This is a genomic window from Streptomyces sp. NPDC001532, assembly GCF_040298625.1.
Lineage (GTDB): Bacteria > Actinomycetota > Actinomycetes > Streptomycetales > Streptomycetaceae > Streptomyces.
In genome coordinates this window covers 22,287-47,126 of the sequence record NZ_JBEPAL010000017.1, presented here as the reverse complement: position 1 = coordinate 47,126, position 24,840 = coordinate 22,287, and the positions used below count along the sequence as shown (strand labels likewise).

The 24,840-nt window shown below is 74.5% G+C and carries 23 protein-coding genes; 17 read left to right on the top strand and 6 right to left on the bottom strand.

Annotated features, from left to right (window positions below; translation table 11 throughout):
* Positions 1-30 precede the first annotated feature (30 nt).
* On the bottom strand, positions 31-372 hold the full coding sequence (locus tag ABT232_RS17695) for a DUF5713 family protein (protein WP_351840833.1): 342 nt from the start codon (positions 370-372) through the stop codon (positions 31-33).
* An 89-nt stretch (positions 373-461) separates the two neighbouring features.
* Here ABT232_RS17695 and ABT232_RS17690 point away from each other — a divergent pair, with 89 nt between their 5' ends.
* Positions 462-1,244: an N-formylglutamate amidohydrolase gene (locus ABT232_RS17690; protein WP_351840832.1), complete on the top strand. Its 783-nt coding sequence runs from the start codon at positions 462-464 to the stop codon at positions 1,242-1,244.
* Between the two features lie 19 nt (positions 1,245-1,263).
* Here ABT232_RS17690 and ABT232_RS17685 read toward each other — a convergent pair whose 3' ends face one another.
* The 3 genes from ABT232_RS17685 to ABT232_RS17675 are packed head-to-tail and all read right to left on the bottom strand — an operon-like array spanning position 1,264 to position 3,914.
* Entirely contained in the window at positions 1,264-1,824 is a 561-nt protein-coding gene (locus tag ABT232_RS17685) for a hypothetical protein (RefSeq protein WP_351840831.1), read from the bottom strand.
* The gene (locus tag ABT232_RS17680) at positions 1,821-2,459 is read right to left on the bottom strand and encodes an RNA polymerase sigma factor (protein WP_351840830.1); all 639 of its coding nucleotides are present in this window, start codon (positions 2,457-2,459) and stop codon (positions 1,821-1,823) included. The genes ABT232_RS17685 and ABT232_RS17680 overlap by 4 nt, the downstream gene beginning before the upstream one ends.
* Before the next feature lie 24 nt (positions 2,460-2,483).
* Positions 2,484-3,914, bottom strand: coding sequence for a S8/S53 family peptidase (locus tag ABT232_RS17675; protein WP_351840829.1), 1,431 nt, complete (start codon positions 3,912-3,914; stop codon positions 2,484-2,486).
* A gap of 117 nt (positions 3,915-4,031) precedes the next feature.
* Here ABT232_RS17675 and ABT232_RS17670 point away from each other — a divergent pair, with 117 nt between their 5' ends.
* Positions 4,032-6,635, top strand: coding sequence for a CHAT domain-containing protein (locus ABT232_RS17670; RefSeq protein ID WP_351840828.1), 2,604 nt, complete (start codon positions 4,032-4,034; stop codon positions 6,633-6,635).
* A gap of 387 nt (positions 6,636-7,022) precedes the next feature.
* A complete protein-coding gene (locus ABT232_RS17665) occupies positions 7,023-7,535 on the top strand; it encodes a cytochrome P450 (RefSeq protein WP_351840827.1) in 513 nt (170 codons plus the stop codon).
* 56 nt (positions 7,536-7,591) lie between these two features.
* On the opposite strand, the gene ABT232_RS17660 is transcribed toward ABT232_RS17665, so the two are convergent.
* Positions 7,592-9,481: a LuxR family transcriptional regulator AbsR2 gene (locus tag ABT232_RS17660; protein WP_351840826.1), complete on the bottom strand. Its 1,890-nt coding sequence runs from the start codon at positions 9,479-9,481 to the stop codon at positions 7,592-7,594.
* A 98-nt stretch (positions 9,482-9,579) separates the two neighbouring features.
* On the opposite strand from ABT232_RS17660, the gene absR1 reads away from it, so the two are divergent.
* A complete protein-coding gene (absR1, locus tag ABT232_RS17655; protein ID WP_351840825.1) occupies positions 9,580-10,665 on the top strand; it encodes a beta-glucuronidase AbsR1 in 1,086 nt (361 codons plus the stop codon).
* Positions 10,666-10,979: 314 nt separating this feature from the next.
* Positions 10,980-11,417, top strand: coding sequence for a hypothetical protein (locus ABT232_RS17650; protein WP_351840824.1), 438 nt, complete (start codon positions 10,980-10,982; stop codon positions 11,415-11,417).
* Between the two features lie 28 nt (positions 11,418-11,445).
* On the opposite strand, the gene ABT232_RS17645 is transcribed toward ABT232_RS17650, so the two are convergent.
* Positions 11,446-11,832 carry a hypothetical protein gene (locus ABT232_RS17645; protein ID WP_351840823.1) on the bottom strand — a complete coding sequence of 129 codons (387 nt, stop codon included), beginning with the start codon at positions 11,830-11,832 and terminating at the stop codon, positions 11,446-11,448.
* Positions 11,833-12,100: 268 nt separating this feature from the next.
* Here ABT232_RS17645 and ABT232_RS17640 point away from each other — a divergent pair, with 268 nt between their 5' ends.
* The 12 genes from ABT232_RS17640 to hypF all read left to right on the top strand — a co-directional run bounded on the left by ABT232_RS17640 (position 12,101) and on the right by hypF (position 24,838).
* Complete coding sequence (locus ABT232_RS17640) at positions 12,101-13,816, top strand: hydrogenase maturation protein (RefSeq protein ID WP_351840822.1); 1,716 nt, start codon at positions 12,101-12,103, stop codon at positions 13,814-13,816.
* A gap of 57 nt (positions 13,817-13,873) precedes the next feature.
* Positions 13,874-14,962 carry an NADH-quinone oxidoreductase subunit B family protein gene (locus ABT232_RS17635; RefSeq protein WP_351840821.1) on the top strand — a complete coding sequence of 363 codons (1,089 nt, stop codon included), beginning with the start codon at positions 13,874-13,876 and terminating at the stop codon, positions 14,960-14,962.
* Between the two features lie 71 nt (positions 14,963-15,033).
* On the top strand, positions 15,034-16,815 hold the full coding sequence (locus ABT232_RS17630; RefSeq protein ID WP_351840820.1) for a nickel-dependent hydrogenase large subunit: 1,782 nt from the start codon (positions 15,034-15,036) through the stop codon (positions 16,813-16,815).
* Entirely contained in the window at positions 16,812-17,390 is a 579-nt protein-coding gene (locus tag ABT232_RS17625) for a NifU-related iron-sulfur-binding protein (protein ID WP_351840819.1), read from the top strand. Before ABT232_RS17630 ends, ABT232_RS17625 begins: the two co-directional genes overlap by 4 nt.
* Positions 17,387-18,088, top strand: coding sequence for a DUF5947 family protein (locus ABT232_RS17620; protein WP_450871999.1), 702 nt, complete (start codon positions 17,387-17,389; stop codon positions 18,086-18,088). Before ABT232_RS17625 ends, ABT232_RS17620 begins: the two co-directional genes overlap by 4 nt.
* A gap of 23 nt (positions 18,089-18,111) precedes the next feature.
* On the top strand, positions 18,112-18,750 hold the full coding sequence (locus tag ABT232_RS17615; protein WP_351840932.1) for a DUF6084 family protein: 639 nt from the start codon (positions 18,112-18,114) through the stop codon (positions 18,748-18,750).
* Complete coding sequence (locus ABT232_RS17610; RefSeq protein WP_351840818.1) at positions 18,747-20,555, top strand: hypothetical protein; 1,809 nt, start codon at positions 18,747-18,749, stop codon at positions 20,553-20,555. The genes ABT232_RS17615 and ABT232_RS17610 overlap by 4 nt, the downstream gene beginning before the upstream one ends.
* Positions 20,552-21,067: a hydrogenase maturation protease gene (locus ABT232_RS17605; protein ID WP_351840817.1), complete on the top strand. Its 516-nt coding sequence runs from the start codon at positions 20,552-20,554 to the stop codon at positions 21,065-21,067. The genes ABT232_RS17610 and ABT232_RS17605 overlap by 4 nt, the downstream gene beginning before the upstream one ends.
* A 50-nt stretch (positions 21,068-21,117) precedes the next feature.
* Positions 21,118-21,234, top strand: coding sequence for a DUF6893 family small protein (locus ABT232_RS38465; RefSeq protein ID WP_450872000.1), 117 nt, complete (start codon positions 21,118-21,120; stop codon positions 21,232-21,234).
* A gap of 132 nt (positions 21,235-21,366) precedes the next feature.
* Positions 21,367-21,762 carry a hydrogenase maturation nickel metallochaperone HypA/HybF gene (locus tag ABT232_RS17600; RefSeq protein WP_351840816.1) on the top strand — a complete coding sequence of 132 codons (396 nt, stop codon included), beginning with the start codon at positions 21,367-21,369 and terminating at the stop codon, positions 21,760-21,762.
* A gap of 2 nt (positions 21,763-21,764) precedes the next feature.
* Positions 21,765-22,460, top strand: coding sequence for a hydrogenase nickel incorporation protein HypB (gene hypB / locus ABT232_RS17595; RefSeq protein WP_351840815.1), 696 nt, complete (start codon positions 21,765-21,767; stop codon positions 22,458-22,460).
* Positions 22,457-24,838 carry a carbamoyltransferase HypF gene (gene hypF, locus ABT232_RS17590; protein WP_351840814.1) on the top strand — a complete coding sequence of 794 codons (2,382 nt, stop codon included), beginning with the start codon at positions 22,457-22,459 and terminating at the stop codon, positions 24,836-24,838. The genes hypB and hypF overlap by 4 nt, the downstream gene beginning before the upstream one ends.
* The last annotated feature ends 2 nt before the right edge of the window (positions 24,839-24,840 follow it).

Genomic DNA, 24,840 nt, shown 5'->3' with positions numbered 1-24,840 from the left:
GGCCCTCGCGCCGGGCGGGGCGGAGCCGTCTCACCAGTCACGGGTGGCGATCAGCTCCTCGACGTCGGCGTCCGCGAAGCCGTACGCCTCGGCGACGAAGGCGAACTCCTCGGCTATGACCTCCCGCGCCACCGTCTCGATCTCGCTGCCCGCGGCGTGGAACGCGGCCTCCAGCGCGTTGAACTCCTCGGTCGCCGCGTGCGTCAGCGCGTACAGCGCGGGCAGACCGTCGGGCCGTTCGGCCTCGATCCGCTCGCACAGCCGCTCCAGCACCTGCCGGCCCAGGTCCACCACGTGGTCCGGGTAGTAGCCGTCGTCGTACATCCCTCGGAGCAGCGCGTGCTCCCGTACCCGCGGACTGCCGATCGGCATGACCGCCCCCGTCGCTCTCGGTGATGTGGCACCTTGATCGTGCCGTACACCACTGACAACGCCACCAAGAACGCCCCTGGAGCCGCCCCGTGCCCCCGTCCTTCGAGCTGCTGCCCGGTGACGACGACTCGCCGGTGATCCTGCACGTGCCGCACTCCGCGCGGGAGATCCCGGCGGACGTGCGCGCGGAGATCGTGCTGGACGACGCGGCGCTGGAGCGGGAGCTGGACCACATCGTCGACGCGCACACGGCGCGGATCGCGGAGCGGGCGGCGGAGCTGGCCGGGGGCAGGCCGTGGCGGTTCGTGAACCGGCTGTCGCGGCTGGTGGTGGACCCGGAGCGGTTCCCGGACGAGCGGGAGGAGATGCTGGCGGCCGGCATGGGGGCCGTGTACACGCGGACCACGCACCAGGAGGTGCTGAGGCCCGCCGGTCACGACCCCGGGCCGCTGGTCGAGCGGTACTTCCGGCCGTACGCGCGGGCGATGACGGAGGCCGTGGCCGACCGGCTGGCGGCGACCGGCCGGGCGGTGATCGTCGACGTGCACTCCTACCCGGCCGAGGCGCTGCCCTACGAGCTGCACGGCGCGGGCCCGCGGCCGCCGGTCTGCCTGGGCACCGACGGCTTCCACACGCCGCCCGCGCTGGTCGCCGCCGCACGCGCCGCCTTCGGCGCGGACACCGGACTGGACAGCCCGTTCAGCGGGGCGTACGTCCCGCTGGAGTACTACGGGACGGACCCGCGGGTGTCCGCGCTGATGGTGGAGATCCGCCGGGACACCTACATGAGCGAACCGGGCGGTCCGGCCGGGCCGGGGCTGGAACGGCTCGCCGCGGCGCTCGCGTCGCTGGTGGCCGCCGTACCGCGCTGACGCCCCCGGGCCCGCGGGCTCAGGCCCGCAGCCACTCCGTCACGACCACCTCCCCGCCGGCCCGCAGTCGCAGCGCGAACGGCCCGGCGGGCGGGGCGTCGCTGCTGAAGCGGCCCAGGGCGTCGGCAGTGAGGGTGCCCGGCGCGGCCGGATGCGGGCCGCCGAGGACCTCGATCCGGGCCGGCTGCGGCGGCAGCAGCTGTCCGATCAGTCCATCCGCGGTGACCTCCACGTCCACGCTCAGCTCACCGGCGCGGAACGTCAGCATCCGCGGTACCTCGACCGCGCCCCGCACCGGGATCGCGTCGACCAGCGAGTCGAAGGTCAGCTCGGCGAGGCGGGCGTCGAGGTCGTGCAGGCCGAACGCGTCCACGGCGATCTGCCGCAGCTCCGGCGGGACCGGGTCGAGGATGGCGGCGGCCTGCCGCAGCTCCTCCTCCAGCGGTCCGGCGCCGGACTCCGTCCCGTCCGGGACGGCTTCCTCGCCGAGGCCCTCGTCCGCGGCGTCCGCGGCGTCGACGGCGGCGGCCTCATCGTCGTTGTCGTTGTCGTTGTCGTTGTCGTTGTCGAAGCGGTTCACGATGCTCCCCGTGCGTCGAGTCGGGCGCGCAGCCGGCGCAGACATCGCTGGCGCAGCGGCCCGATGCTGCCGACGGCGATGCCCAGGGCGGCGGACACCTCCTGGTAGCTGGGCGGCGGCGAGGCCATGAGCACCCGCAGCAACTGCCGGCAGCGCTCCCCCAGTTCCTCGAACTCCTGCCACAGCCGCCGGATCCGCTCGCTCTGCGCGGCGGCCTCCTCGGAGTCCAGCAGCGACTGTTCCGGCGTGCGGTCCTCGCTGACGCGGTCCAGCAGGCGCGGGTCGTCGGTCGGTGTCAGCCGCTGCCAGCCCCTGATCACCTTCAGCGACTCGTGCCGCGCGGTGCTGGCCAGCCAGGAGCCCGCCTTCTGCGGTTCGCGGATCCGCCCGAGGTGCTGGGCGAAGCGGAACCAGACCGTCTGGTAGACCTCGTGTGCGTCGGCGTCCGAGAGCCGGTGGGCCCGCACCACCGACCACACCAGCGGGCTCAGCCCTTCCACCAGCGCCTTCCAGGCCGCGGCGTCGCCGTCGACGGCGGACTGGAAGAGCGCGCCGACATCTGTACGGTCCACGGCCCCACCCCTCGTGTACGGCAAGTCATCGTACGCGGTGGCGGGGGCTGCTCCGGCCCTCATGTTCCGGCCCTCATGCCGCGGCCCTCACGCGCCGGTGGCCGGCGGTCCGACCGGCACGGCCCGCCAGGTGGGCGGCCGCAGCGCCGGCACATGCGCGCCGCGCACCTCGGCGAACTCGTCGTTGGCGGCGAGCAGTTGGCCGCGGGCGGCGCGCGGGTCGGTCTCCTTGTGCGCCGTCATGTGCGCGGCGACCAGTCCGGCCACCACCGGGGTCGCGAACGAGGTGCCGCTCCACTGCGCGAGGCCCTGGAACATCACCTGGTCCGGCTTGGCGGCGGCGCCCTCGTCGCTGAGCACGCCGGTGTGCGAGGGCGACTGGCAGGTGCAGCCGTAGCCGAAGCCGTAGCGGCAGGCGTCGTACGTCGAGTGCTGGTACACGTACGGCACGGGTGTGGCCCAGCCGGTCAGGGCGCTGGTCAGGCGCTCGCCGGGGGCGTAGACCTTCACCCAGGGGCCGTGGTTGCTGAAGCAGGCGCCGAACTCGCCGTCGCCGCGCAGCGCGCCCACCGACAGCACGGTGTCCTCCCAGCCGGGCAGGTCGGCGTAGGCGGCGGGCCAGAACGGGGAGGCGCTGCCGTTGTTGCCGGCGGCGGCGACCAGCAGGGTGTGCCGCTCGCGCAGTTCCTCCATGAACGCCTGGATGCCGAGGAGTCCGTCGGTGCGGCCGTTGGAGGTGCCCGCGGAGAGGCTGAGGATGTCCGGCCAGCCGCCCGCGTCCACGGCCTCGAAGAGCTTGTCGCCGAACTCCGACTCCAGGATCGCGCCGGCGTCGTTCAGCGTGTTGCGCACGGTCACGTCGGTGTTGGGCGCGACCGCCGCGACGAGTCCGGCGATGAACGTGCCGTGCCCGACGTACTGCTGGAGGACGCCCTGGTCGTCGGTCTCGTGGAGCTGGAGGTCGCCGTCGGTGTGCGCGAGCAGCGGGTAGGAGGCGTAGTCGCGCATCAGGCCGGTGTCGACGACCAGGACGCCGACCGCGGTGTCCGGGTCGTGCGGGCCGTCGGCGGCGGCCGGGTTCGGGGTGTCGCCGGGCGGGGCCGGGGCGGGTTCGTCGCCGGGGCAGGCGTTGACCGCGATGGACACCACGTGGTTGCGGCTGACCAGCCGGCGGCCGGCCCGGCCCTCCGCCTGGCGCAGCGCCCGCAGCGCGCCGGCGACCGCGCGGTCGGAGCCGACGGCGCCCTCGCCGGGGTCGCCGACCTGGATGCGGGTGATTCCGGAGCGGTTGCGCTGCGGGCTCGCCCGGCGCACCGGGTCGGGGGTGTGGTCGGCCGCCTCGGTGAAGAAGGTGCGGACGGTGTCCTCGACGAGCCGGGCCTCCTCGCCGTCGCGGGCGAGGACGACGCCCTTCTCGTAGAGGAACTCGGCCGAGTCGTCCGGCCCCATGGCGAGCGGGACGCCGGACATCGAGCGCTGGATCTGGTCGAACTGCTCGCGGAATCGCTGTGGGGCCATAACGTGTCCTCCCGTTGGGGCGACGGTCGTCAACTAGAGCCGTGCGGTCGCCGATTGATACAGAGACCGACCGGTGCGGCGTGGTTCCGCGGAACGGGGACCACTACCATCCGTGGGGTGAGAGCGGGAAGCGACTCGGTTCTCGAACTGCTGCCGATGGTGTTCGCGGCCCCCAACGAGGCGCTGGGTCAGGCGCGGGAGGTGCTCGCCACCGGTCCGTCTCCGCTGCACGCCTCCGTGGCGCATCAGGTGATCGGCATCTGGCAGCGGGACTTCGGCGATCTGCGGATCGCCCTGCACCATCTTCGGCGTGCCCGCGATCTGGCGGCCCGCGCGGACTCCGCGGAGCGCGAGGCGGACGTCCTCGGCACGCTGGGCGTGGCGCTGGTGCACGCGGGCCGCACCCGGCAGGGCCTGGCCGCCTTCGAGCGGGGCGTCGCCCGCGGCACCGGACACACCCGGGCGCGGGTGCGGTACCGCAGGGCCTACGTCTGGTGGGTGCTCGGCCGTCATCCCGAGGCGCTGGAGGACGTACGCCGGGCGATTCCCGTGCTGCGGCAGGCGGACGACGTGATCTGGACGGCGCGGGCGCTGACGCTGCGGGCGACGGTGCATCTGGCGCTGGGCGCGGTGGACCGCGCGGACGCCGACTTCACGGCGGCGGAGGCGCTGTGGGAGACCACCGGCCAGGAGCACGACAAGGCCGACGCGGTGGAGAGCCGGGGCCTGGCCGCGTTCCGGTCCGGTGACGTGCCGGCGGCGCTGCGGCTGCTGGACGAGGCGGAGGAGCGGTACGCGAAGCTGGGCACGCCGACGTTCATGCTGAACATCCGGCGCTGCGAGGTGCTGATGGCGGCGGGGCTGGCGCCGGAGGCGCTGGCGGAGGCGGACGCGGCGATAGCGGTGCTGGACGGGATGGGCGGGCAGTCCACCCGCAAGGCGGAACTGCTGCTCGCCGCGGCCCGCGCGGCCCGGCTGGCGGGTGACCCGCACACCGCGATCGCCCGCGCGGCGGTGGCCGTACGGCTGTTCTCCGGGCAGCGGCGCACCTGGTGGGAGACGCATGCCCGGCTGGTGCTGATCGAGGCGCGGGTGGCCGCCGGGCGCAGCTCGGGCCGGCTGGTCGCGGACGCCGCCGCGGTCGCCGAGCGGCTGGCCTCGTTCGGGGCGCCGGCCGCGCCGGAGGCGTCGCTGCTCGCGGGCCGGATCGCGCTGTGCCTGGGCTGGACGGCGGACGCCGAACGGCATCTGGCGGTCGCCGCGCGCAGCCGGCACGGCGGGCCGCCGCTGGCGCGGATGACGGGCTGGGCGGCGCAGGCGCTGCGGGCGCGGGCCGCGGGTTCGGCGCGGGGTGTGCTGGAGGCGTGCCGGCGCGGTCTGGACGTGCTGGACGATCACCGGATGACGCTCGGCGCCTCGGAACTGCGGGCCCGGGCGACCGAACAGGGCGCGGAGCTGGCGGCGCTGGCCCAGCAGGCCAGTCTCGCGGGCGGCGGGCCACGGCGGCTGCTGATGTGGAGCGAGCGCTGGCGGGCCACCGTGCTGTCCGCGCCGCCCACCCGGCCGCCCGCCGATCCGGCGCTGCTGAGCGGGCTGACGGCGTTCCGGGAGATCGCCGCCCGTGCGGAGGCGGCCCGTTGGGAGGGCCGTCCGGTACCGGCTCTGGAGCGGGAGCAGCGGCGGCTGGAGCGGGAGGTGCGGTCGCGGACGCTGCACATCCGCGGGGACGCGCCGGGTGACGGGCACCGGTTCGACGCGGGCCGGCTGCTGGAGCGGCTGGGCGGGACCCGGCTGGTGGAACTGGCGGTGCTGGACGGGCGGGTGCAGGTGCTGCTGTGCGGCGGCGGGCGGGTCCGGCGGTTCGAGGCGGGGCTGCTCGCCGAGGCGGAGATCGAGGCCGAGCACGTGCAGGCGGGGCTCCGGCGGCTCGCCCATCCGGGGGCGGAGGGCCGGCTGCCGCTGGTGGAGGCCGCGGGCCGGCGTCTGGAGGAGCTGCTGCTCGGACCGGCGGCCGAGCGGCTGGGTGCGGGGCCGGTGGTGATCGTGCCGCCCGCCCGGCTGCACAAGGTGCCGTGGGCGCTGCTGCCGTCGCTGCGGCAGCGGGTGGTCAGCGTGTCGCCGTCGGCGGGCAGCTGGCTGCGTGCCCGGGAGACCGAGCCGCCGCCGGGCGGGCGGCATGTGCTGGTGCGCGGTCCGGGACTGGCGACCGGGGGCGCCGAGGTTCCGGAGGTCGCCGACCGGTACGCCGAGGCGACCGTCCTGGAGGACGAGGAGGCGCGGGTGCCGCGGGTGCTGACGGAACTGGACGGCGCGGCACTCGCCCATATCGCCGCGCACGGCACGTTCCGCGCCGACAGCCCGATGTTCTCGTCGCTGCGGATGGCGGACGGCCCGCTCATCGTCCACGACTTCGAGCGCCTGGCCCGCAGCCCGTACCGGATCATCCTCTCCAGTTGCGACACCGCGCGGCTGGCCTCGGTGGGCGCCGACGAACTGCTGGGCCTGGTCACCGCGTTGCTGCCGCTCGGCACGGCCGGGGTGGTGGCGAGCAGCGCCCCGGTGAACGACGCGGCGGTCGTCCCGCTGATGCTCGCCCTGCACAAGGGCCTCACCGCTGGCCTCTCCCTGGCCGAGGCCCTGCGCGACGCCCGCGCCGCGCTTCCGGAGGACGCCGTGCACCAGGCGACGGGCTGGGCGTTCACCGCCTTCGGGGCAGCGTGAACGACGGATGGACTCCCGGCGACGGCCGGGGGAACGCTTCGGCGTTCCGTGTCCGCCCGGCGCCGTCCGGAGCCGAACCGTCCGGATCTACCGCTGAGTCACTTGGCGATCATGCTGCGTGACGGGCGGATGCTCCGCTGGGTTCTCCCCTCGAAGCCGCCACACCTGGGGCACGGGGCCCCAAGGGACTAGGTAGCGTCTTGTCGATCACGTCTGGAGCCAGATGAGCGTGCCGGCCAGGGTGATGGCGGCGAGGTAGCGCGTCGGGCTGTTTGTCGTAGCGGGTGGCGATGCCGCGCCACTGCTTGAGGCGGTGGAACCGCCGCCACCGACACCGGCCTGCTCGACTTCCCGTTCTCGCCGCACGGCGACCGCCTCCCGGACGAGGTGCCGTCCCTGCTGCGCGACCGGCCGGTGACCCGAGTGCGCACCATCGCCGGGGACGTCGCCTGGCTGGTCTCCTCGCACGCCCTGTGCAAGCGGGTGCTGGAGGACGACCGGTTCAGCCTCAAGGAGACCTCCGCCCCCGGAGTGCCGCGGCAGTACGCGCTGACCATCCCGTCCGAGGTCGTCAACAACGACGTCCGGCTCGGTGACGTCACGGTGCGCCGCGGCGAGCTGGTCCTGGTGCTGGTCGAGGCCGTCAACCACGATCCCGCCCAGTACGACGACCCGCGCGCGATCCGCCTGGACCGGCCCAACGCGGGCACCCACCTGTCGTTCGGCGGCGGCGGCCACTACTGCCCGGCCACCGCCCTCGGCAAGAAGCACGCCGAGGTCGCCCTGCGCGTCCTGCTGGACCGCATGCCCCGGCTGGACCTGGCCGTGCCCGTCGAGCAACTGGTGTGGCGCACCGGGTTCATGAAGCGGATCCCGGAGCGGCTGCCCGTGCGCTGGTGACACGGCGGCCGTGCCGGAACGGGCCCCGGGGCGGTGCCGTGCCCCGGGGCGCCTGGTCAGGCGGACCGGACCTCCGGCAGCTCCACCAGCCACGGCAGCGATCCGCGGTCGCTCGCGCCGAGCCGGGCGTAGGCGCTGTAGAGGTGGTTGCCGACGGTCCGGATGGAGAGGGTGAGGCGTTCCGCGATCTGCCGGTTGCTGAGACCGGCCGCCGCCAGCGTCACGATCTGCCGCTGGCGGGCGGTGAGTTCGCCGAGCACCAGGCCGGAGAGGGCCGGGGTGCGCGCGCCGGGGCAGCGGCGGGCCAGCGCGACGGCGCGGGTGCGTGAGGTGCGGGCGGCGAGCGGGTCGCGGTGGGCGGGGACGGCCTGGGCGTACGCCTCGGCGGCGAACAGCAGCAGACCGCGCTCCTCCAGGCGGGCGGCCACCCGGTCCAGGGCCGGTCCGTCCCGCCGGGCGAGCGCGGTGGCGTGCTCGGCGAGGACACCGCCGACGGGCAGCCGGCCGAGGACCGCCTCGGGAGCGCCGAGGCGTACGGCGTCGTAGAGCGCGAGGACGTCCTCCCCGCCCGGCCCCTCCCCGCCCAGCTCCTCCCCGCCCGTCCGCTCCCCGCCCGGCTCCTCGCGGACGAGGTCTCCTGAGTCGGGGACGGGCTCTCCTCGCGCGGCGGTCAGCCACCGCGCCACCGTCCCGCTCGCCGGACGCCCGCCGAGGGCGTCCCGCGCCGCCTCGGCGTCGCCCGACTGGGCCGTGGCGAGGACGAGTTCGGCCCGGCAGGCGGCGTCGTCGGGAGTGTCCCGCAGTCCCTCGCGGGCCCATGCGGTCGCCTCGTCCAGCTCTCCGCGCAGCCGCGACCAGCGGGCCCGTACGGCCGCGTAGTCGGCCGGCACCGGGTGTCCCTCGGTCACCAGCCACTCCCCCACCGGTGTGGGCAGCTCCCGTACGTCGGTCCGGGCGATGCGGCCGGTCAGCGCGGCCGCCTCGGCGGCGAGGGCCGGGCCGTGGCGCTCGGGGGCGCCGGCCAGGCGGCGGGCCCGCAGCCGGCCGGCGGTGGCGCGCAGGGCCGGGCCGTGCAGCGGGTGGGCGAGGCGGACGTCGTGGCGGTCGTCGAGGTTGACCAGTCCGTCGGCCTCCAGGCGTTCCAGGACCCGCAGGTCGAAGGCGTCGGCCGGGGCGGGCAGCGGTTCGGCGAAGGCGAGGCGGTCCAGGGCCTCCCGTTCGCCCGGGTCGGTACGGCCGGTGACCGCGGCGGTGTGCTCACGGACGGCCGGGGTCACCGGCACCGGGCCCCGCCACGCCCATACGTCCGCGTCCGGCATCCGGCCCAGCAGGCCGCCGTCGCGGACCGCGCCCAGCAGCTCGCGCAGCAGCCGCAGATCGCCCCGGCACAGCCGGTGCAGCCGCCGCACGGTGATCGGGTCCAGGGCCCGGCCCGCGCCGGCCGTGAGCACCTCGGCGGTGTCCTCGGCGGGCAGCGGCTCCAGGGCGAGCCGGGGCAGCAGTTCGCCGGTCCACAGCCGGGACACCGCGCCGGGGGCCGGGGCGCCGTCGGTGGCGACGACCACCAGGCGGGTGCGGCCGTGCACGGCGAGCTGATGGACGAGGGCGGCGGAGGCGTCGTCCAGCAGCTGGGCGTCGTCGACCAGGAGCAGCCGTACGCCGGAGAGCAGCTGCACCGCGCGGTGCAGGGTGACCGACTCGGGCAGCAGATGCGCGAACGCGGCGAACGGGATGTCCCGGGACTCGGGCGAGCCGGCGGCCCGGACGCACTCGGTGCCGCGGACGGCCTCGGTGACCAGCCGGGTCTTGCCGGAGCCGGCCGGTCCGGTGACCACGATGCCGTGCCGCCCGGCCGCCACCGCGCGGCGGACCAGCTCCAGTTCGTCCTCCCGCCCGGTGAACGGCCAGGGCAGTCGCAGGGTCTTCGCATCCTGTTCGTAAGTCATCACGCCAACAGGAGCCGCGCTACTCAGTCCTGATACAGGGGCACTTGAGTAGACCCCGACTCAGGTGTCCGGCGGGTGCGGGACGGCAGTCTGTGCCCATGACCGCACGCTACTGCTCCCTCGCGCAGCAGCCCGCCCCCGCCTTCGCGCCGGGGCTGGCCGCCGAGCGGCTCAGTGCGCTCGTCCGGGGACACCGGATGTGGGTCAACGGCACCGTGCTGCACTACCACTTCTTCGACGGCGACACCGACGGCTCCGTCGTCCAGGTGCCGGGCACCGGGGAGACCCGGCACCTGTCGTGGGTCGGCTCCAAGGAGCAGCGGGACGTCGTCCGGGAGTGCTTCGAGGAATGGCAGGGCCTCGGCATCGGGCTGACCCTCACCGAGGTCGGCGACCGGTCGGAGGCGGAGCTGCGCATCGGGTTCCAGCCCGGCGACGGCTCCTGGTCGGCCGTGGGCCGCGACGCCCTCGGGATCGGCGTGAACGAGCGCACCATGAACTTCGGCTGGGACCTGACCGCGCCCGGGGAGCGCGCGACGGCCCTGCACGAGATCGGGCACGCGCTGGGCATGCTGCACGAGCACCAGAGTCCGTTCGCGGGCATCCTCTGGGACGACGAGGCCGTGTACGAGGAGCTGGCGGGCCCGCCGAACTTCTGGAGCCGGGACCGGACGTACGGCAACATCCTGCACAAGCTGGACCGGGACGAGGTCAACGGCTCGGTCTGGGACCCGCTGTCGATCATGGAGTATCCGTTTCCGCCGGGGCTGATCCTGGAGCCGGAGCAGTACCGCGGAGGGCTGCGTCCGCCCGGCACGCTGTCCGCGACGGACAAGGAGTTCGCCCTGCGCTGGTACCCGCCGGCCACCGCGCCGCGGCCGGCGGCGCTGGTGCCGTTCCAGTCGGTTCCGCTGCGGCTGGGGCCGGGCGAGCAGGCCGACTTCACGATCGAGCCGCCGGACACCCGCGCCTACACCGTGGGCACCTTCGGCGCCGGTGACTGCGTCGTCGTGGTCTTCGAGGAGCGGGACGGGGAACCCCGCTACCTCACCGGCCGGGACGACGGAGGCACCCCCGGCAACGCCACCGTCCGGGCCCGGCTCGTCCGCGGCCGCCGCTATTTCGTCCGGGTGCGCCTGTACTCCGCATGGGGTTCGGGCGAGACCGCCGTCATGTGCTGGTGACGGAAGGTCCACCGCACCCGGACCCGCCAACCACAGTCCGGCACCGGGGGAGCGGCCGAGCGCGTCGACTTCGGGGGAGGTTGACGCGTTCGGCCGCACGGGAAAGCCCCGCACCGATGGGTGCGGGGCTTTCCGTTCTTCACCGGCGGAACCCGCCGTGGGCGTGGAGCCGGTGAGGCGCTCCGCTTGCCGCTACGCCGGATACAGCTCGGCCGCCTCCACGCACTGACGTGAGCGGCTTCGCTCCGGACGGGCCCTGGAACCAGGAGTTGCCCGGCCGATCACGATCGCGGGAGGTCCGGCATGATGCCGGGGTGAGCATCATCGTCGAGTTCTTCGCGGCCCCGGATGACGCGTCGGCGGCTGCTGTTCTTCGGACCGGGCCGCGAGGCGCGTTCGAGTCGCTCTCCTTCGGCAACTTCGATGCCGAGGAAGCCGTGGTCGAGTGGGAGTGCCTTCTCGTCGGCGGCAGCAGCGCGGATGAACTCCTCGACGCCGGCGAGCCTCGCCTCGTCGCCGGCCAGGACGATGACGGGTGCGTCGTCCTCGCGCTCTCGCCACGCCTGTCGGCGGCGCTCGCCGAGGCCGAGCCGTCCGCGTTGAAGGGCGCCGCTGCCGCATGGTCCGCGCAGCGGGCGGAGGACGGTGAAGTCATCGACGTGGAGATCGCCGAAGCGATCCTGAGCGATCTGTCCGCTCTCGCGGGCAGCGCCCGACACCGGGATCACGGCGTCTACTGCTGGGTCGCCTAGGAGGAGGGCTCGCCGCTGTCGCGGCCGGTCAGCCGGGGCGGTGGCCGGGTTCCGAGTCGTCCGGGTCGACTCCGGTGAACGCGGAGTCGTCCTTGGTGCCGCTGGGGCGGCCGGAGCGGCCTCTGCGGCCGGTCTGCCGCATGCCCTTCTCGTCCTCGGTGCCGTACTCCTCGCCGCTCTGGGTCTCGCTCTTCGCGATGTCCCCGGGGACCGGCTTGCGCTCTTCCTTCGACCGGTCGCGGCCCCGTCCGCGCGCCGGTGCGTGTTCCTCCGCGTGGAAGGAGCGGCGGGCGCTCGGGTTCTCCTGCTGCTCGGTCGCGTCCACGTCCGGGGACCAGCCGTGGTGCTCGGAGCCCTTGTGACGGCTGGGTCCATGGTCACCCGACGGTGTGGACGACCCCTGCTCCTTGGCCATGCGCCGACCTGCCTGTCCGCTGTCGTGGGAGGGCACGCTGCTCGGTGCCCCGAACAGTGAAAGTCTCCCACTTCGATGGATGACCGGCATGTCCGTAATCCTCCGCATCTCCCGGTGTGGGCGTTCCGCCGCCTGCCAGGTGGCCGGAACCACCACTCTTGCGGGTGACGAACGGGATTCGTGTCGACGCGCGCGGGCCGGAATGTCCAACCATCTCAGGCAGCCGACCGCCTCACCGCCCACGGCCGCAGCCCCGGGAAGGCCCTCCATGCGCATCCTGCTCATCGCCAGCGCCTACAACAGCCTCACCCAGCGCGCGCACGCCGAGCTGCGCGATCGCGCGCACAGCGTCGCCGTCGAGGTGACCCGTACCGGGGACGACGTACGGGCCGCCGTCGACCGGCACGGGCCCGAGCTGGTCGTGGCCCCCATGCTGAGGACCGTCGTGCCGCGTGAGGTGTGGACCGCCCGGCCCTGCCTGATCGTGCATCCGGGACCGGTCGGCGACCGTGGGCCGTCGTCGCTGGACTGGGCGCTCCAGGAGGGTGCCGAGCGGTGGGGCGTCACCGTGCTCCAGGCCGAGGAGGAGATGGACGCCGGGCCGGTGTGGGCGACGGCGGACTTCGCGGTGCCGCCCGTCGGCAAGAGCGACCTGTACCGCAACGAGCTGGCCGACGCGGCGCTCGGCGCGGTGCTCACGGCCGTCGAACGCTTCGCGTCCGGCGGGTTCTCCCCCGCCGACCAGCGCACCCTGCCGAGCGCGCCGGGCGCCCGCGTCCGGCCGCCGATGCGCCAGGCGACCCGCAGGATCGCCTGGGTCGAGGACACCACCGAGACGGTCCTGCGGAAGCTGCGCGCCGCCGACTCCCAGCCCGGTGTCCTCGACGAGCTGCTCGGCGCGGAATGGTTCCTGCACGGCGGCCGGCCCGAGCACCGGCTGCACGGCCGCCCCGGCGAACTGCTGGCCACCCGGGCGGGCGCCGTCTGCCGGGCCACGACCGACGGCGCGGTGTGGATCCCCGAGCTGCGGGCCCGTACCGGGCCGGGCGAACCCCGGGCCTGCAAGCTGCCCGCCACCCTCGCGCTCGGCGAGCTGCTGCCCCCGCTGCCGGAGGTGAGCGCGCCCGCGCTGCCCGCCGCGGACGACGGCCACTGGTCGGACATCCGGTACGAGGAGGCCGGGCCGGTGGGCGTGCTGTCGTTCTCGTTCCCGGGCGGGGCGATGTCCACCGACCACTGCCGGCGTCTGCTGCGCGCCTGGCGAGCGGCCTGCGAGCGGCCCACCGAGGTGCTGGTGCTGGGCGGCGCCCGGGACTTCTTCTCCAACGGGATCCACCTCGGCGTCATCGAGGCCGCCGCCGACCCGGCAGCGGAGTCCTGGGCCAACATCGACGCCATGGACGATCTCGTGGAGGCCGTCCTGACCACCACCGACCGGCTGGTGGCCGCCGCGGTCGGCGGCAACGCGGCGGCCGGCGGCGTGATGCTGGCGCTGGCCGCGGACGAGGTGTGGTGCCGGGCGGGCTCGGTGCTCAACCCGCACTACCGCCGGATGGGGCTGTACGGCTCGGAGTACTGGACGTACACCCTGCCGCGCCGGGTCGGCGCCGCCGCCGCCGAACGGCTCACCCGGGAGGCGCTGCCGGTCAGCGCCACCCGGGCCCGGGACCTCGGCCTGGTCGACCGGGTCGTCGAGTGCGCGCCGGCCCGTTTCACCGCCGAGGTCACCCGGCTGGCGGAACGGTGGGTGGCCTCGCCGGGAGCGCGGGCGCGCCTCGCGGCGAAGAAGGCGGAGAGCGAGCGGCGGCAGGCCGTCACACCACTGGCGGCGGTCCGCGAGCGGGAACTGGAGCGGATGCGAAAGATCTTCCATGACCCCGAAGCGGCTTATCACGCGCTGCGCCGGGCCTTCGTCCGCAAGGAGACGGCACCGGACGGGGCCCTCGCCACGTATGCGCGCACGGCCGAGGTGACCGACTCTTAGCAGGATCGAACGGGCCGATTCATCCGGCTCTGCCGCATTCCTCCCCGGGAGGCACAGATGAACGCAGCATCCCCGGCCACGCGCGAGGAGCCGGACGCCTCCGGCGCGCTCGGCACGGACGAGAAGCCGATCCACATCCTCTGGATCAACGCGGGACTGAGTTGCGACGGCGACTCGGTCGCCCTGACGGCCGCGATGCAGCCCAGCATCGAGGAGATCGCCCTCGGCGGTCTGCCCGGGCTGCCGAAGATCGCCGTGCACTGGCCGCTGATCGATTTCGAGTGCGGGCCGGTCGGTGGCGCGGACACGTTCATCGAGTGGTTCTTCAAGGGCGAGCGCGGCGAGATCGACCCGTTCGTCCTGGTGGTCGAGGGGTCCATCCCCAACGAGGCGATCAAGCAGGAGGGGTACTGGTGCGGCTTCGGCGACAACCCGGAGACCGGCCAGCCCATCACCACCAGCGAGTGGATCGACCGGCTCGCGCCGAAGGCCCTCGCGGTGGTCGCCATCGGCACCTGCGCCACCTACGGCGGCATCCACGCCATGGCGGGCAATCCGACCGGCGCCATGGGCGTGCCCGACTACCTGGGCTGGGACTGGAAGTCCGAGGCCGGGATCCCGATCGTGTGTGTGCCGGGCTGTCCCATCCAGCCGGACAACTTCGCCGAGACCCTCACCTACCTGCTCTACCAGGCCGCCGGCTCCGCTCCGATGATCCCGCTGGACGACAAGCTGCGCCCGACCTGGCTGTTCGGGGCGACCGTGCACGAGGGCTGCGACCGGGCCGGCTACTACGAGCAGGGCCAGTTCGCCACGGAGTACGACTCCCCCAAGTGCCTGGTGAAGCTGGGCTGCTGGGGGCCGGTGGTGAAGTGCAACGTGCCCAAGCGCGGCTGGATGAACGGCATCGGCGGCTGCCCGAACGTGGGCGGCATCTGCATCGCCTGCACGATGCCCGGCTTCCCCGACAAGTTCATGCCGTTCATGGACGAGCCGCCCGGCGGCAAGCTCTCCAGCACCGCCAGCGGTGCGTACGGCGCGGTGATCCGCAGACTGCGCACCATCACGGCGAAGACCGTGGACAAGGAGCCCAGGTGGCGGCACACCGGCCGGGAGATCACCACCGGCTACCGGCCGCCCTGGTGACGGCTTCTGCTCCGTGACCTTCCCTCCCCCCGCTCGCAGACCTCGACCGACCGAAGGGCAGCACAGACACGATGGCGACCTCGACGACGACCGGTGACGGCACCGGCCTGGTGGAGATGGCGTGGGACCCGATCACCCGGATCGTGGGCAGCCTCGGCATCCACACGAAGATCGACTTCAAGCAGAAGCGGGTCGCCGAGTGCTACAGCACCTCGTCGGTCTTCCGCGGCTACAGCGTCTTCATGCGCGGCAAGGACCCGCGCGACGCGCACTTCATCACCAGCCGCATCTGCGGCATCTGCGGCGACAACCACGCCACCTGCTCGGTGTACGCGCAGAACATGGCGTACGGCGTGAAGCCGCCGCACCTCGCCGAGTGGATCATCAACCTCGGCGAGTCCGCGGAGTACATGTTCGACCACAACATCTTCCAGGAGAACCTGGTCGGGGTCGACTACTGCGAGAAGATGGTCCGCGAGACCAACCCGGGGGTCCTCGAACTCGCCGAGCGCACCGAGGCACCGCACGCCGCCGAGCACGGCTACCGCACCATCGCCGACATCATGCGCTCGCTCAACCCGCTGGAGGGCGAGTTCTACCGGGAGGCGCTCCAGGTCAGCCGGTACACGCGCGAGATGTTCTGTCTCATGGAGGGGCGCCATGTGCACCCCTCCACCCTGTACCCGGGCGGCGTCGGCACCATCGGCTCCGTCCAGCTCTTCACGGACTACATGTCCCGCCTGATGCGCTACGTGGAGTTCATGAAGCGGGTCGTGCCGCTCCACGACGACCTGTTCGACTTCTTCTACGAGGCGCTGCCCGGCTACGAGGAGGTCGGCCGCCGGCGGGTGCTGCTCGGCTGCTGGGGCGCGCTCAACGACCCCGAGTACTGCGACTTCACGTACGCCAACATGACGGACTGGGGCCGGCGGATGTTCGTCACGCCGGGCGTCATCGTGGACGGCAAGCTGGTCACCAACGACCTCACCGAGATCAACCTCGGCATCCGCGTCCTGCTGGGCAGCTCGTACTACGAGGACTGGGAGGGCCAGGAGCAGTTCGTCACCCACGACCCGCTCGGCAACCCGGTCGACCCGCGCCACCCGTGGAACCAGCACACCATCCCGGCGCCGCAGAAGCGGAACTTCGACGACAAGTACAGCTGGGTCATGTCGCCGCGCTGGTTCGACGGCAAGGACCACCTGGCGCTCGACACCGGCGGCGGCCCCATCGCGCGGCTGTGGTCCACCGCGCTGTCGGGGCTGGTCGACATCGGCTACGTCAAGGCGACCGGGCACAGCGTCGTCATCAACCTGCCGCGCACGCTCACCAAGCCGGAGACCACCTTCGAGTGGAAGATCCCGCGGTGGAGCAACGCGCTGGAGCGCAACCGCGCCCGCACCTACTTCCAGGCGTACGCCGCCGCCGTGGCGCTGCACTGCGCGGAGAAGGGCCTCGCGGAGGTGCGCGCCGGACGGACCCAGACCTGGGAGAAGTTCGAGGTGCCGGACGAGTCGATCGGCGTCGGCTTCACCGAGGCGGTGCGCGGTGTCCTCTCGCACCACCTGGTCATCCGCGACGGCAAGATCGCCAACTACCACCCGTACCCGCCGACCCCGTGGAACGCCTCCACCCGTGACACCTACGGCACCCCCGGACCGTACGAGGACGCCGTGCAGAACACCCCGATCTTCGAGGAGAACCCCCCGGAGAACTTCAAGGGCATCGACATCATGCGCGCCGTGCGCAGCTTCGACCCGTGCCTGCCGTGCGGTGTGCACATGTACGTCGGCGGCGGCAAGACGGTGAAGAGCATGCACGTGCCCACCGGCCTGAGCGGTCTGGCCGGATGAGCGGCGCGCACGGCACGGTGACCGCCCAGGCGGCGGGACGGCGGGTCGAGGAGGTCCTCGACCGGCTGGCCGCCTCCGGGGACCGCGCGGCCTGCGAGGCCGCCGAGGAACTGGTCCGGGTGCTCATGGAGTTCTACGGCGCCTCCTTCGCCCGGGTCCTGGAGCTGCTGAACCGCGAGCCGGGCGCCCCGGCCGCCCGGGTGCGGACGGCGCTGCTCGGCGACGAGCTGGTGGCGAGCCTGCTGGTGCTGCACGGGCTGCACCCGGACGACGTGACCATGCGCATCGACCGGGCCCTGGACGGCGTGCCGTATCTCGTGGAGCGCGCCGGTTTCGACCCCGCGTCCGGCGAGCTGCGGCTGCGGATGACCGGCTCGTCCGGCTGCGGCTGCGGCAGCACCCGCGAGGCCGTCGAGGAGGCGGCGCGCGAGACGCTGGCCGGCCTCGCGCCGGAGGTGACGGCGGTGGTGCTGGAGGCGGGCACGGCACGTGAACCGGCCCTGCTCCAGATCGGCGCGGGCCCGCCGGCCGGCACCGGGTCGAACGGCCGCCCGCCGGCCACCACGGCCTCGTGACGGCCGCGCACCACGGCGCCGTCGGCCCCGCGGGCCCCGGCGTCCTTCCGACGCGCCCGGCCGGGCCGCGGCGCACCGGACTGCTGCGGTTCGCCGCGCCGCGCCCGCCGCGTGAGGAGCGCTGCGAGCTGTGCGGGGCGAGGCTCGCCGACGAGCGGCACCGGCATCTCGTCGACACCGAGAAGCGTGCGCTGGCCTGCGCCTGCGATCCGTGCGCCCAGCTGCTGGACCGCTCGGGCGGACCGGCCGGCCGCTTCCGGACGGTTCCCGGGCGCTGTCTGAGCGACCCGGCGCACCGCCTCGACGAACAGGCGTGGGAGCGGCTGGCCATCCCGGTCGGCGTCGCCTTCTTCTTCCGCAACTCCGCCCTGGACCGGCTGGTCGCGCTCTACCCGAGCCCGGCCGGGGCGACCGAGAGCGAACTGGAGCCGGACGCCTGGCAGTCGGTGCTGGGCGGCTCCCCGCTCTCCGGCCTCCTCGAACCGGACGTGGAGGCGCTGCTGCTGCGCCGCCACGAGGGCACCGTGGAGCTGTATCTGGTGCCCGTCGACCTCTGCTACGAGCTGGTGGGCCGGATGCGGCTGCGCTGGCAGGGCTTCGACGGCGGCGCGGAGGCGCGGGCCGACCTGGACGCCTTCTTCACACGGGTCCGCGGCCTCGCCCGCGACGTCCGAGGGCCCGAGGGGAGCCGGGCATGACGGACGCGACGGCCGTGACGGCCATGACACAGTTCTCCTTCACCTGCACCGGGGTGCGCGCCGACCCGTACGCCGCCGGGCCCACGCTGGTCTTCCGGCTGCGGGCCACCGCGTCGCCTGAAACCCGTGTGCACGCGCTCGCGCTGCGCTGCCAGATCCGTATCGAACCGGCCCGCCGGGGCTACGCCGACTCCGAGGCCGAGGGGCTGACGGACCTGTTCGGGGAGCGGTCCCGCTGGGGCAGCAGCCTCCACCCCGTGCAGTTCGCGCAGGTGGCGGTGATGGTGCGGAGCTTCACCGGCGAGACGGAGTTCGACCTGCCGGTGCCCTGCACCTACGACCTGGACATCGCCTCCTCCCGCTACTTCCACGCCCTTCAGGAGGGCGAGGTGCCACTGCTCCTGCTGTTCTCCGGCACCGCCTTCACCGGCGCGGGCGGCTTCCACGTGGAGCCGATCCCCTGGGACCGGGAGGCCGCGTTCCGGATGCCGGTGAAGACCTGGCAGGAGATGGTCGAGCAGCACTTCCCCGGCTCCGGCTGGCTGCGGCTGCCCCGGGACACCATGGACGCGCTGCTCGCCCTCCGGTCACGGCACGCGCTGCCGTCCTGGCAGGCGACCGTCGAACATCTGCTGGCCGCGGCCGGGGAGAGGACACCGTGACCACGACGCCCACCACGACGTTCAGCCCCGCGGTCGAGGCCCGGCTGGACGTGGCCCGGCAGGTCGCCGACGCCGTGCTGTTCGAGGGGTACGTGCTCTATCCGTACCGCGCGTCGGCCGCGAAGAACCGGCTGCGCTGGCAGTTCGGGGTGCTCGTGCCCCCGTCGTGGACGGCGACCGCCGAGGAGCACGACTTCCAGCACACCGAACTGCTGATGGAACCGCGGCGCGGGGCGGTGCTCGCCGTCGAGGTGCGGTTCCTGCACGCCCAGCGGCGCACGGTGCAGCGGGCGCTGCCGGACGGCGGGTTCGAGACCGTGCCGGAGCTGCGTCTGGAGGACCGGGTGGTGGTGGCCTGGGACGAGGGCCACGAGGAGCGGGTCCGGCTCGCGGTGCCGGTGACGGAGCTGGCGGGCGCGGGCGTCGAGGTGCCCTTCACCCGGCCGGCCGGCGAGGACACCGAGCCGGTCACGGAGGCCGACGGGCGGGTCGTGGGACGGCTGGTGCGGCGCCGTGCGGAGATCAGCGGCTCGGTGCGGCTGTCGGCGAGCGAACTGGACGGCCCGTACGCCACGCGGCGTCTGAGCGTGGTGGTGGAGAACACCAGCGGCTGGCTGCCCGCGGAGCGCGCCGAACGCGACGCCGCGCTCCCCCACTCCCTGATCGCCACGCACACGCTGCTGTGCCTGGACTCCGGCGGGTTCCTGTCGCTGACGGACCCGCCCGAGTGGGCCAAGGGCTCGGCCGCCGCCTGCCGCAATCTGCACACCTGGCCGGTGCTGGCGGGCGAACCCGGCTCCCGCGACCTGGTGCTGTCCTCACCGATCATCCTGGAGGACCACCCGGCCATCGCGCCCGAGAGCCCCGGCGCCCTGTACGACGCCACGGAGATCGACGAGATCCTGGCGCTGCGCACCGCCGCGCTCACCGACGAGGAGAAGCGAGAGGCCCGCGGCACCGACGACCGGGCCGCCGCGGTGATCGAGCTGGCCGACTCGATGCCGGCGGAGGTCCTGGAACGCCTGCACGGCGCGGTGCGCGGCCTCCGCGAGATCACGGCCCCGGGCCCGGCCGCACCGCGGCCCTCCGCGGCCGAGGCGGTACCGGTCTTCCGTGAGCCGACGCCGGCGGCCGAGATGGGCACCACGCCGGGCGGCCCGCTCACCGCGACACCCGCCGGACCCAACGCGACCGCCGCCACGGCCGCCACGGCCGACCGGGCCGCCACGGCTCCCGGCACCTTCGGCGCGGGCGCCATGGTGATCAGCCGCGACGCCGCCCCCGGCGACGGGGACAGCGGGATCGGCGGGATCGGCGGGGCCGCTGTGCCCGACGCCGAGTCCGACGGCGAGTCCGGTGCCGGGGCCACGGTGACCGGCCGCGGCAGCGCCGGCGCCGCGTTCACCGCCGGAGGCGCACCGGGCGGACCGGGCGCACCGGGCGACGCGGACGCCGGTGGATTCGGGCCCGACGGGCCGCTTCGGCCGGAGGTTCCCTGGTGGGACCCCGGAGCGGACCGGTCGGTGGATCCGGGGACCGACCATGTGTTGGTCGACGGGCGGCCGGTACGGGCGGGCAGCCGGGTGGTGCTGCGGCCCGGCCTGCGGCGCACCGACGCCCAGGACCTGTTCCTGGAGGGGCGGCGGGCACTGGTGGAGGCGGTGCTGCACGACGTCGACGGCGGCGTGCACATCGCGGTCACCGTCGACGACGACCCGGGCGCCGACATCCGCCGGGAGCAGGGCCGCTACCTCTACTTCCAGCCCGACGAGGTCAGCGTCGCGGACGCCGAGGAGGACGTATGAGCGCCGAGACCGCCCACCGCCCGCGCACCCTGGTCGCCGGGTGCGGCAACGTCTTCCTCGGCGACGACGGCTTCGGCGTGGAGGCCGCACGCGTCCTGGCCGGGCAGGAGCTGCCGGAGGGCGTCGAGGTCGCCGACATCGGCATCCGCGGTGTGCACCTGGCGTACCAGCTGCTCGACGGCTACGACACGCTGGTGCTGCTGGACGCGACGGCGCGGGGCGGACCGCCGGGCACGGTGTATCTGATCGACGCCTCGGACGCCGGCGGCGAGGGCCGCGCGGACGGGGTCGCGCTGGACGGTCACCGGATGTCCCCGGACGCCGTACTGGCCCTGCTGGACACCCTGTGCGCGGGCACCGGGGCCCGGCCGCCGCGGCGCACACTGGTGGTGGGCTGCGAGCCCGCCACCGTCGAGGAAGGCATCGGCCTCAGTCCGCGGGTGGCCGCCGCGGTGCCGGAGGCGGTGCGCATGGTCGGCGAGCTGGTCCGCGACGAGGCCGTCATCCGGTGAGCGTCCGCACCGGGCCGCTCTCACATCGAACACCGTTCTGGGAGACCACCATGAACAAGCGCTTCATCGGCGGCGCCGCCGCCACCGTCACCGCCACCGCACTGGCGGCCGTCGTCGCCAACATCTGGCCCGACGTCCGGCGTTACCTGCGGATCCGCAAGATGTGACGCCCGCCGGAGCGGCGTGCACCGATCGGGTTGTCCGTCCGCGCCGGCGCGGCGTGCCGGTCGGTGCGCCCACCCGGCCCCGCCTTCAATGGGCGGCGGCACGAGACACCCCGGCCCGAGGACGGAGCGGCGATGCACGAGATGTCCGTCGCCCTGTCGGTCGTGGACCAGGTCGAGCAGGCGGCACGCTCCCGGGGCGCGCGCGGTGTGCGCCAGGTGCGGGTCGACATCGGTGAACTCGCCGGGGTGGTGGCCGACTCGCTCGCCTTCTGCTTCGAACTCGCCTGCGCCGGAACGCTGCTGGAGGGTGCCGAACTCGTCACCCGGTCCGTGCCCGGCAGGGCGAGCTGCGCGCCGTGCGGCCGGGACTGGGAGACGGGGATGCCTCCCGATCTGATCTGCGCGGGCTGCGGCGCGGGCGCCGGTGAGCTGGTCGCGGGCCGTGAGCTGAGGATCACCGAAGTGCGCTGGGCCGCGGAGTCCGCCGCGGCCGGCCCCACCCCCGCAACGCGTACCGAGGAGTTGTGACGATGTGCCGCACAGTCGACCTCCGGCAGGCCGTGCTCGCCAAGAACTCGATGGCGGCAGGCATCCTGCGCACCGAACTGACCGCCCGGGGCACGACGGTGGTCAATCTGCTGTCGAGCCCCGGCAGCGGCAAGACGGCGCTGCTGGAGCGTGAGCTGCGGCTCGCCCGGGAGCGCGGGATCGCGGCGGCGGCGCTCACCGCGGACCTGGCCACGGAGAACGACGCCACCCGGCTGGCCCGGTCGGGCGTGCCGGTGAAACAGGTGCTGACCGACGGGCTGTGCCATCTGGAGGCGGACATGCTCGCCGGGCATCTGCACGACTGGCTGCCCGAGGACACCCGTCTGCTGTTCGTGGAGAACGTGGGCAATCTGGTCTGCCCGGCCTCCTACGACCTGGGCGAGTCGCTGCGGGTGGTGCTGGCCTCGGTGACGGAGGGCGAGGACAAGCCGCTGAAGTACCCGACCGCGTTCGGTCTCGCTCAGCTGGTGATCGTCACCAAGTCGGATCTGGCCGGTCCGGCGGAGTTCGACGAGGCCGCCTTCCGCGCCCATGTGCAGCGGGTCAATCCGGGGGTCGACGTGGTGCTCTCCTCGGTGCGCACCGGTGAGGGCGCCGGGGTGCTGGTCGACCGGGCGCTGGCGGCGGCCGAGGGTGACGCCGTGCACGCGCCGGTGATGGCCCGGGCCGAGGCGTGAGCACCGCCCCGGACGTCGAGGCCCCACCTCCGGACGCCGGGCCGGCACCGGCGCGCGCCCGGCTCGTCGTCCGCGGGGTGGTGCAGGGTGTGGGGTTCCGGCCGTTCGTGTACGGGCTGGCCACCGGGCTGCGGCTCGCCGGGCATGTGACGAACACCGGTGACGGTGTGGTGGCGGAGGTCGAGGGCCCGCCCGAGGACGTCGACCGGTTCCGTGCGCGGCTCGCCGCCGAGGCGCCGCCGCTCGCGGTGGTGGAGTCGGTGGAGACGGCCGCGCTGCCGGTGCTCGGCGAGAGCGGCTTTCGGATCGTCCCGTCCCTGGCCGGCGGGCCAGTCCGGACGCTGGTGGCCCCGGACACCGCCACCTGTGCCGACTGTCTGGCCGAGCTGGCCGATCCCGCCGACCGGCGCCACCGGCACCCGTTCATCGCGTGCACGCACTGCGGCCCGCGCTTCACCATCGTCACCGGGCTGCCGTACGACCGTGAGCACACCACGATGGCGGGCTTCGCGCTGTGCGCCGACTGCGAGCGCGAGTACCACGACCCCGCCGACCGGCGGTTCCACGCGCAGCCCGTGGCCTGTCCGGCGTGCGGTCCGCGGCTGCGGCTGGTGGCCGCCGACGGCGGCGTGGAGCACGGCGACCCGGTGGGCGCGGCGCGGTCGCTGCTGGCCTCGGGCGCGATCGTCGCGGTCAAGGGCCTCGGCGGCTATCACCTCGCCTGCGACGCGACCCGCCCGGAGGCGGTGGCCGAGCTGCGCCGCCGCAAGGCGCGGGGCGACAAGCCGTTCGCGCTGATGGCCCGGGACGTCGCGGACGTGGAGCACCTGGCGCACGTCGGCCCGGTCGAGCGGGAGCTGCTGACCGGGCGGGTGCGTCCGGTGGTGCTGTTGCGCCGGCGCCTCGGCGTCCGGCCCGCTCCCGGTGTCCCGCTGCCCGCCGACGCGGTCGCGCCGGGCAGCCCCGATCTCGGGGTCGTGCTGCCGTACACGCCGGTGCATCATCTGCTGCTCGACGGCGCGGGGGCCGGGCCCCGGCTGCTGGTGATGACGAGCGGGAACCTCTCCGGGGAGCCGATCGTCACGGACGACGACGAGGCCCTGGAGCGGCTGGCCGGCCTGGCGGACGCCTGGCTCACCCACGACCGGCCGATCCACGTGCCCTGCGACGACTCCGTGGTGCGGGTCTGCGACGGTGAGCCGCTGGTGCTGCGCCGCTCGCGCGGCCACGCACCGCTCCCGGTGACGCTGCCGGTGGCGGTCCGGCCCGCGCTCGCGGTCGGCGGCGACCTGAAGAACGCCTTCTGTCTCGGCGACGGCGCCAAGGCGTGGCTGTCCGCGCACGTCGGGGACATGGACGACCTGGCCACCCAGGAGGCGTTCGGCCGTGCCGAGCGGCAGCTGGAGTCGGTCACCGGTGTCCGTCCGCGGCTGCTGGCCGCCGACCGGCACCCGGCCTACCGGTCGGCCGCGTGGGCACGGCGGCACGCCGACGGCCGGCCCGTGGTGCCGGTGCAGCACCATCACGCGCATGTCGCCGCCGCCCTGGCCGAGCACGGGGTGCCGGCGGGCACCCGGGTGATCGGGGTCGCCTTCGACGGCACCGGGCACGGCGACGACGGCGCCGTGTGGGGCGGTGAGTTCCTGCTCGCCGACTACGCCGGGTACCGGCGCTTCGCCCATGTGGCCTACGCCGCGCTGCCCGGCGGGGACGCCGCGGTGCGGCGCCCGTACCGGATGGCGCTCGCGCACCTGCACGCGGCGGGGATCGACGCCGGCCCTGACCTGCCGTGCACCGCCGCCTGCCCGCCCGCCGAGCTGCCGGTGCTGCGGGCGCAGCTGGAGCGCGGTCTGCACTGCGCGCCGACGTCCAGCATGGGCCGGCTCTTCGACGCGGTGTCGTCGCTGGCGGGCGTCTGCCACCACGCCGGGTACGAGGCGCAGGCGGCGATCGAGCTGGAGGCGGCGGCGGTGTCCGCGGGCGAGGTGCCCGAGGACCCGCGCTACGCCTTCCGGCTGGCCCCGGCCACCGGGCCGGGCGCCGGGCCGCTCGTCGCGGAGCCGGGGCCGCTGCTGGCCGCGGTGGTGGCGGACGTACGGCTCGGGGTGCCGGCGCCGGTGATCGCGGCGCGTTTCCATCTCGCCGTCGCGCGGCTGGTGCGGGCGGTGTGCGCGGCGGCCCGCGAGGCGTCGGGGCTGGGGACGGTGGCGCTGACCGGCGGTGTGTTCGCCAATGTGCTGCTCTCCTCGGCCTGTGCCCGCGGTCTGCGCGCGGACGGCTTCACCGTGCTCCGCCATCGCGACATCCCTCCCAACGACGGCGGGCTGGCCCTCGGCCAGCTCGTCGTCGCCGCCCGCGCGACGCCCGGCGACGGGTGACG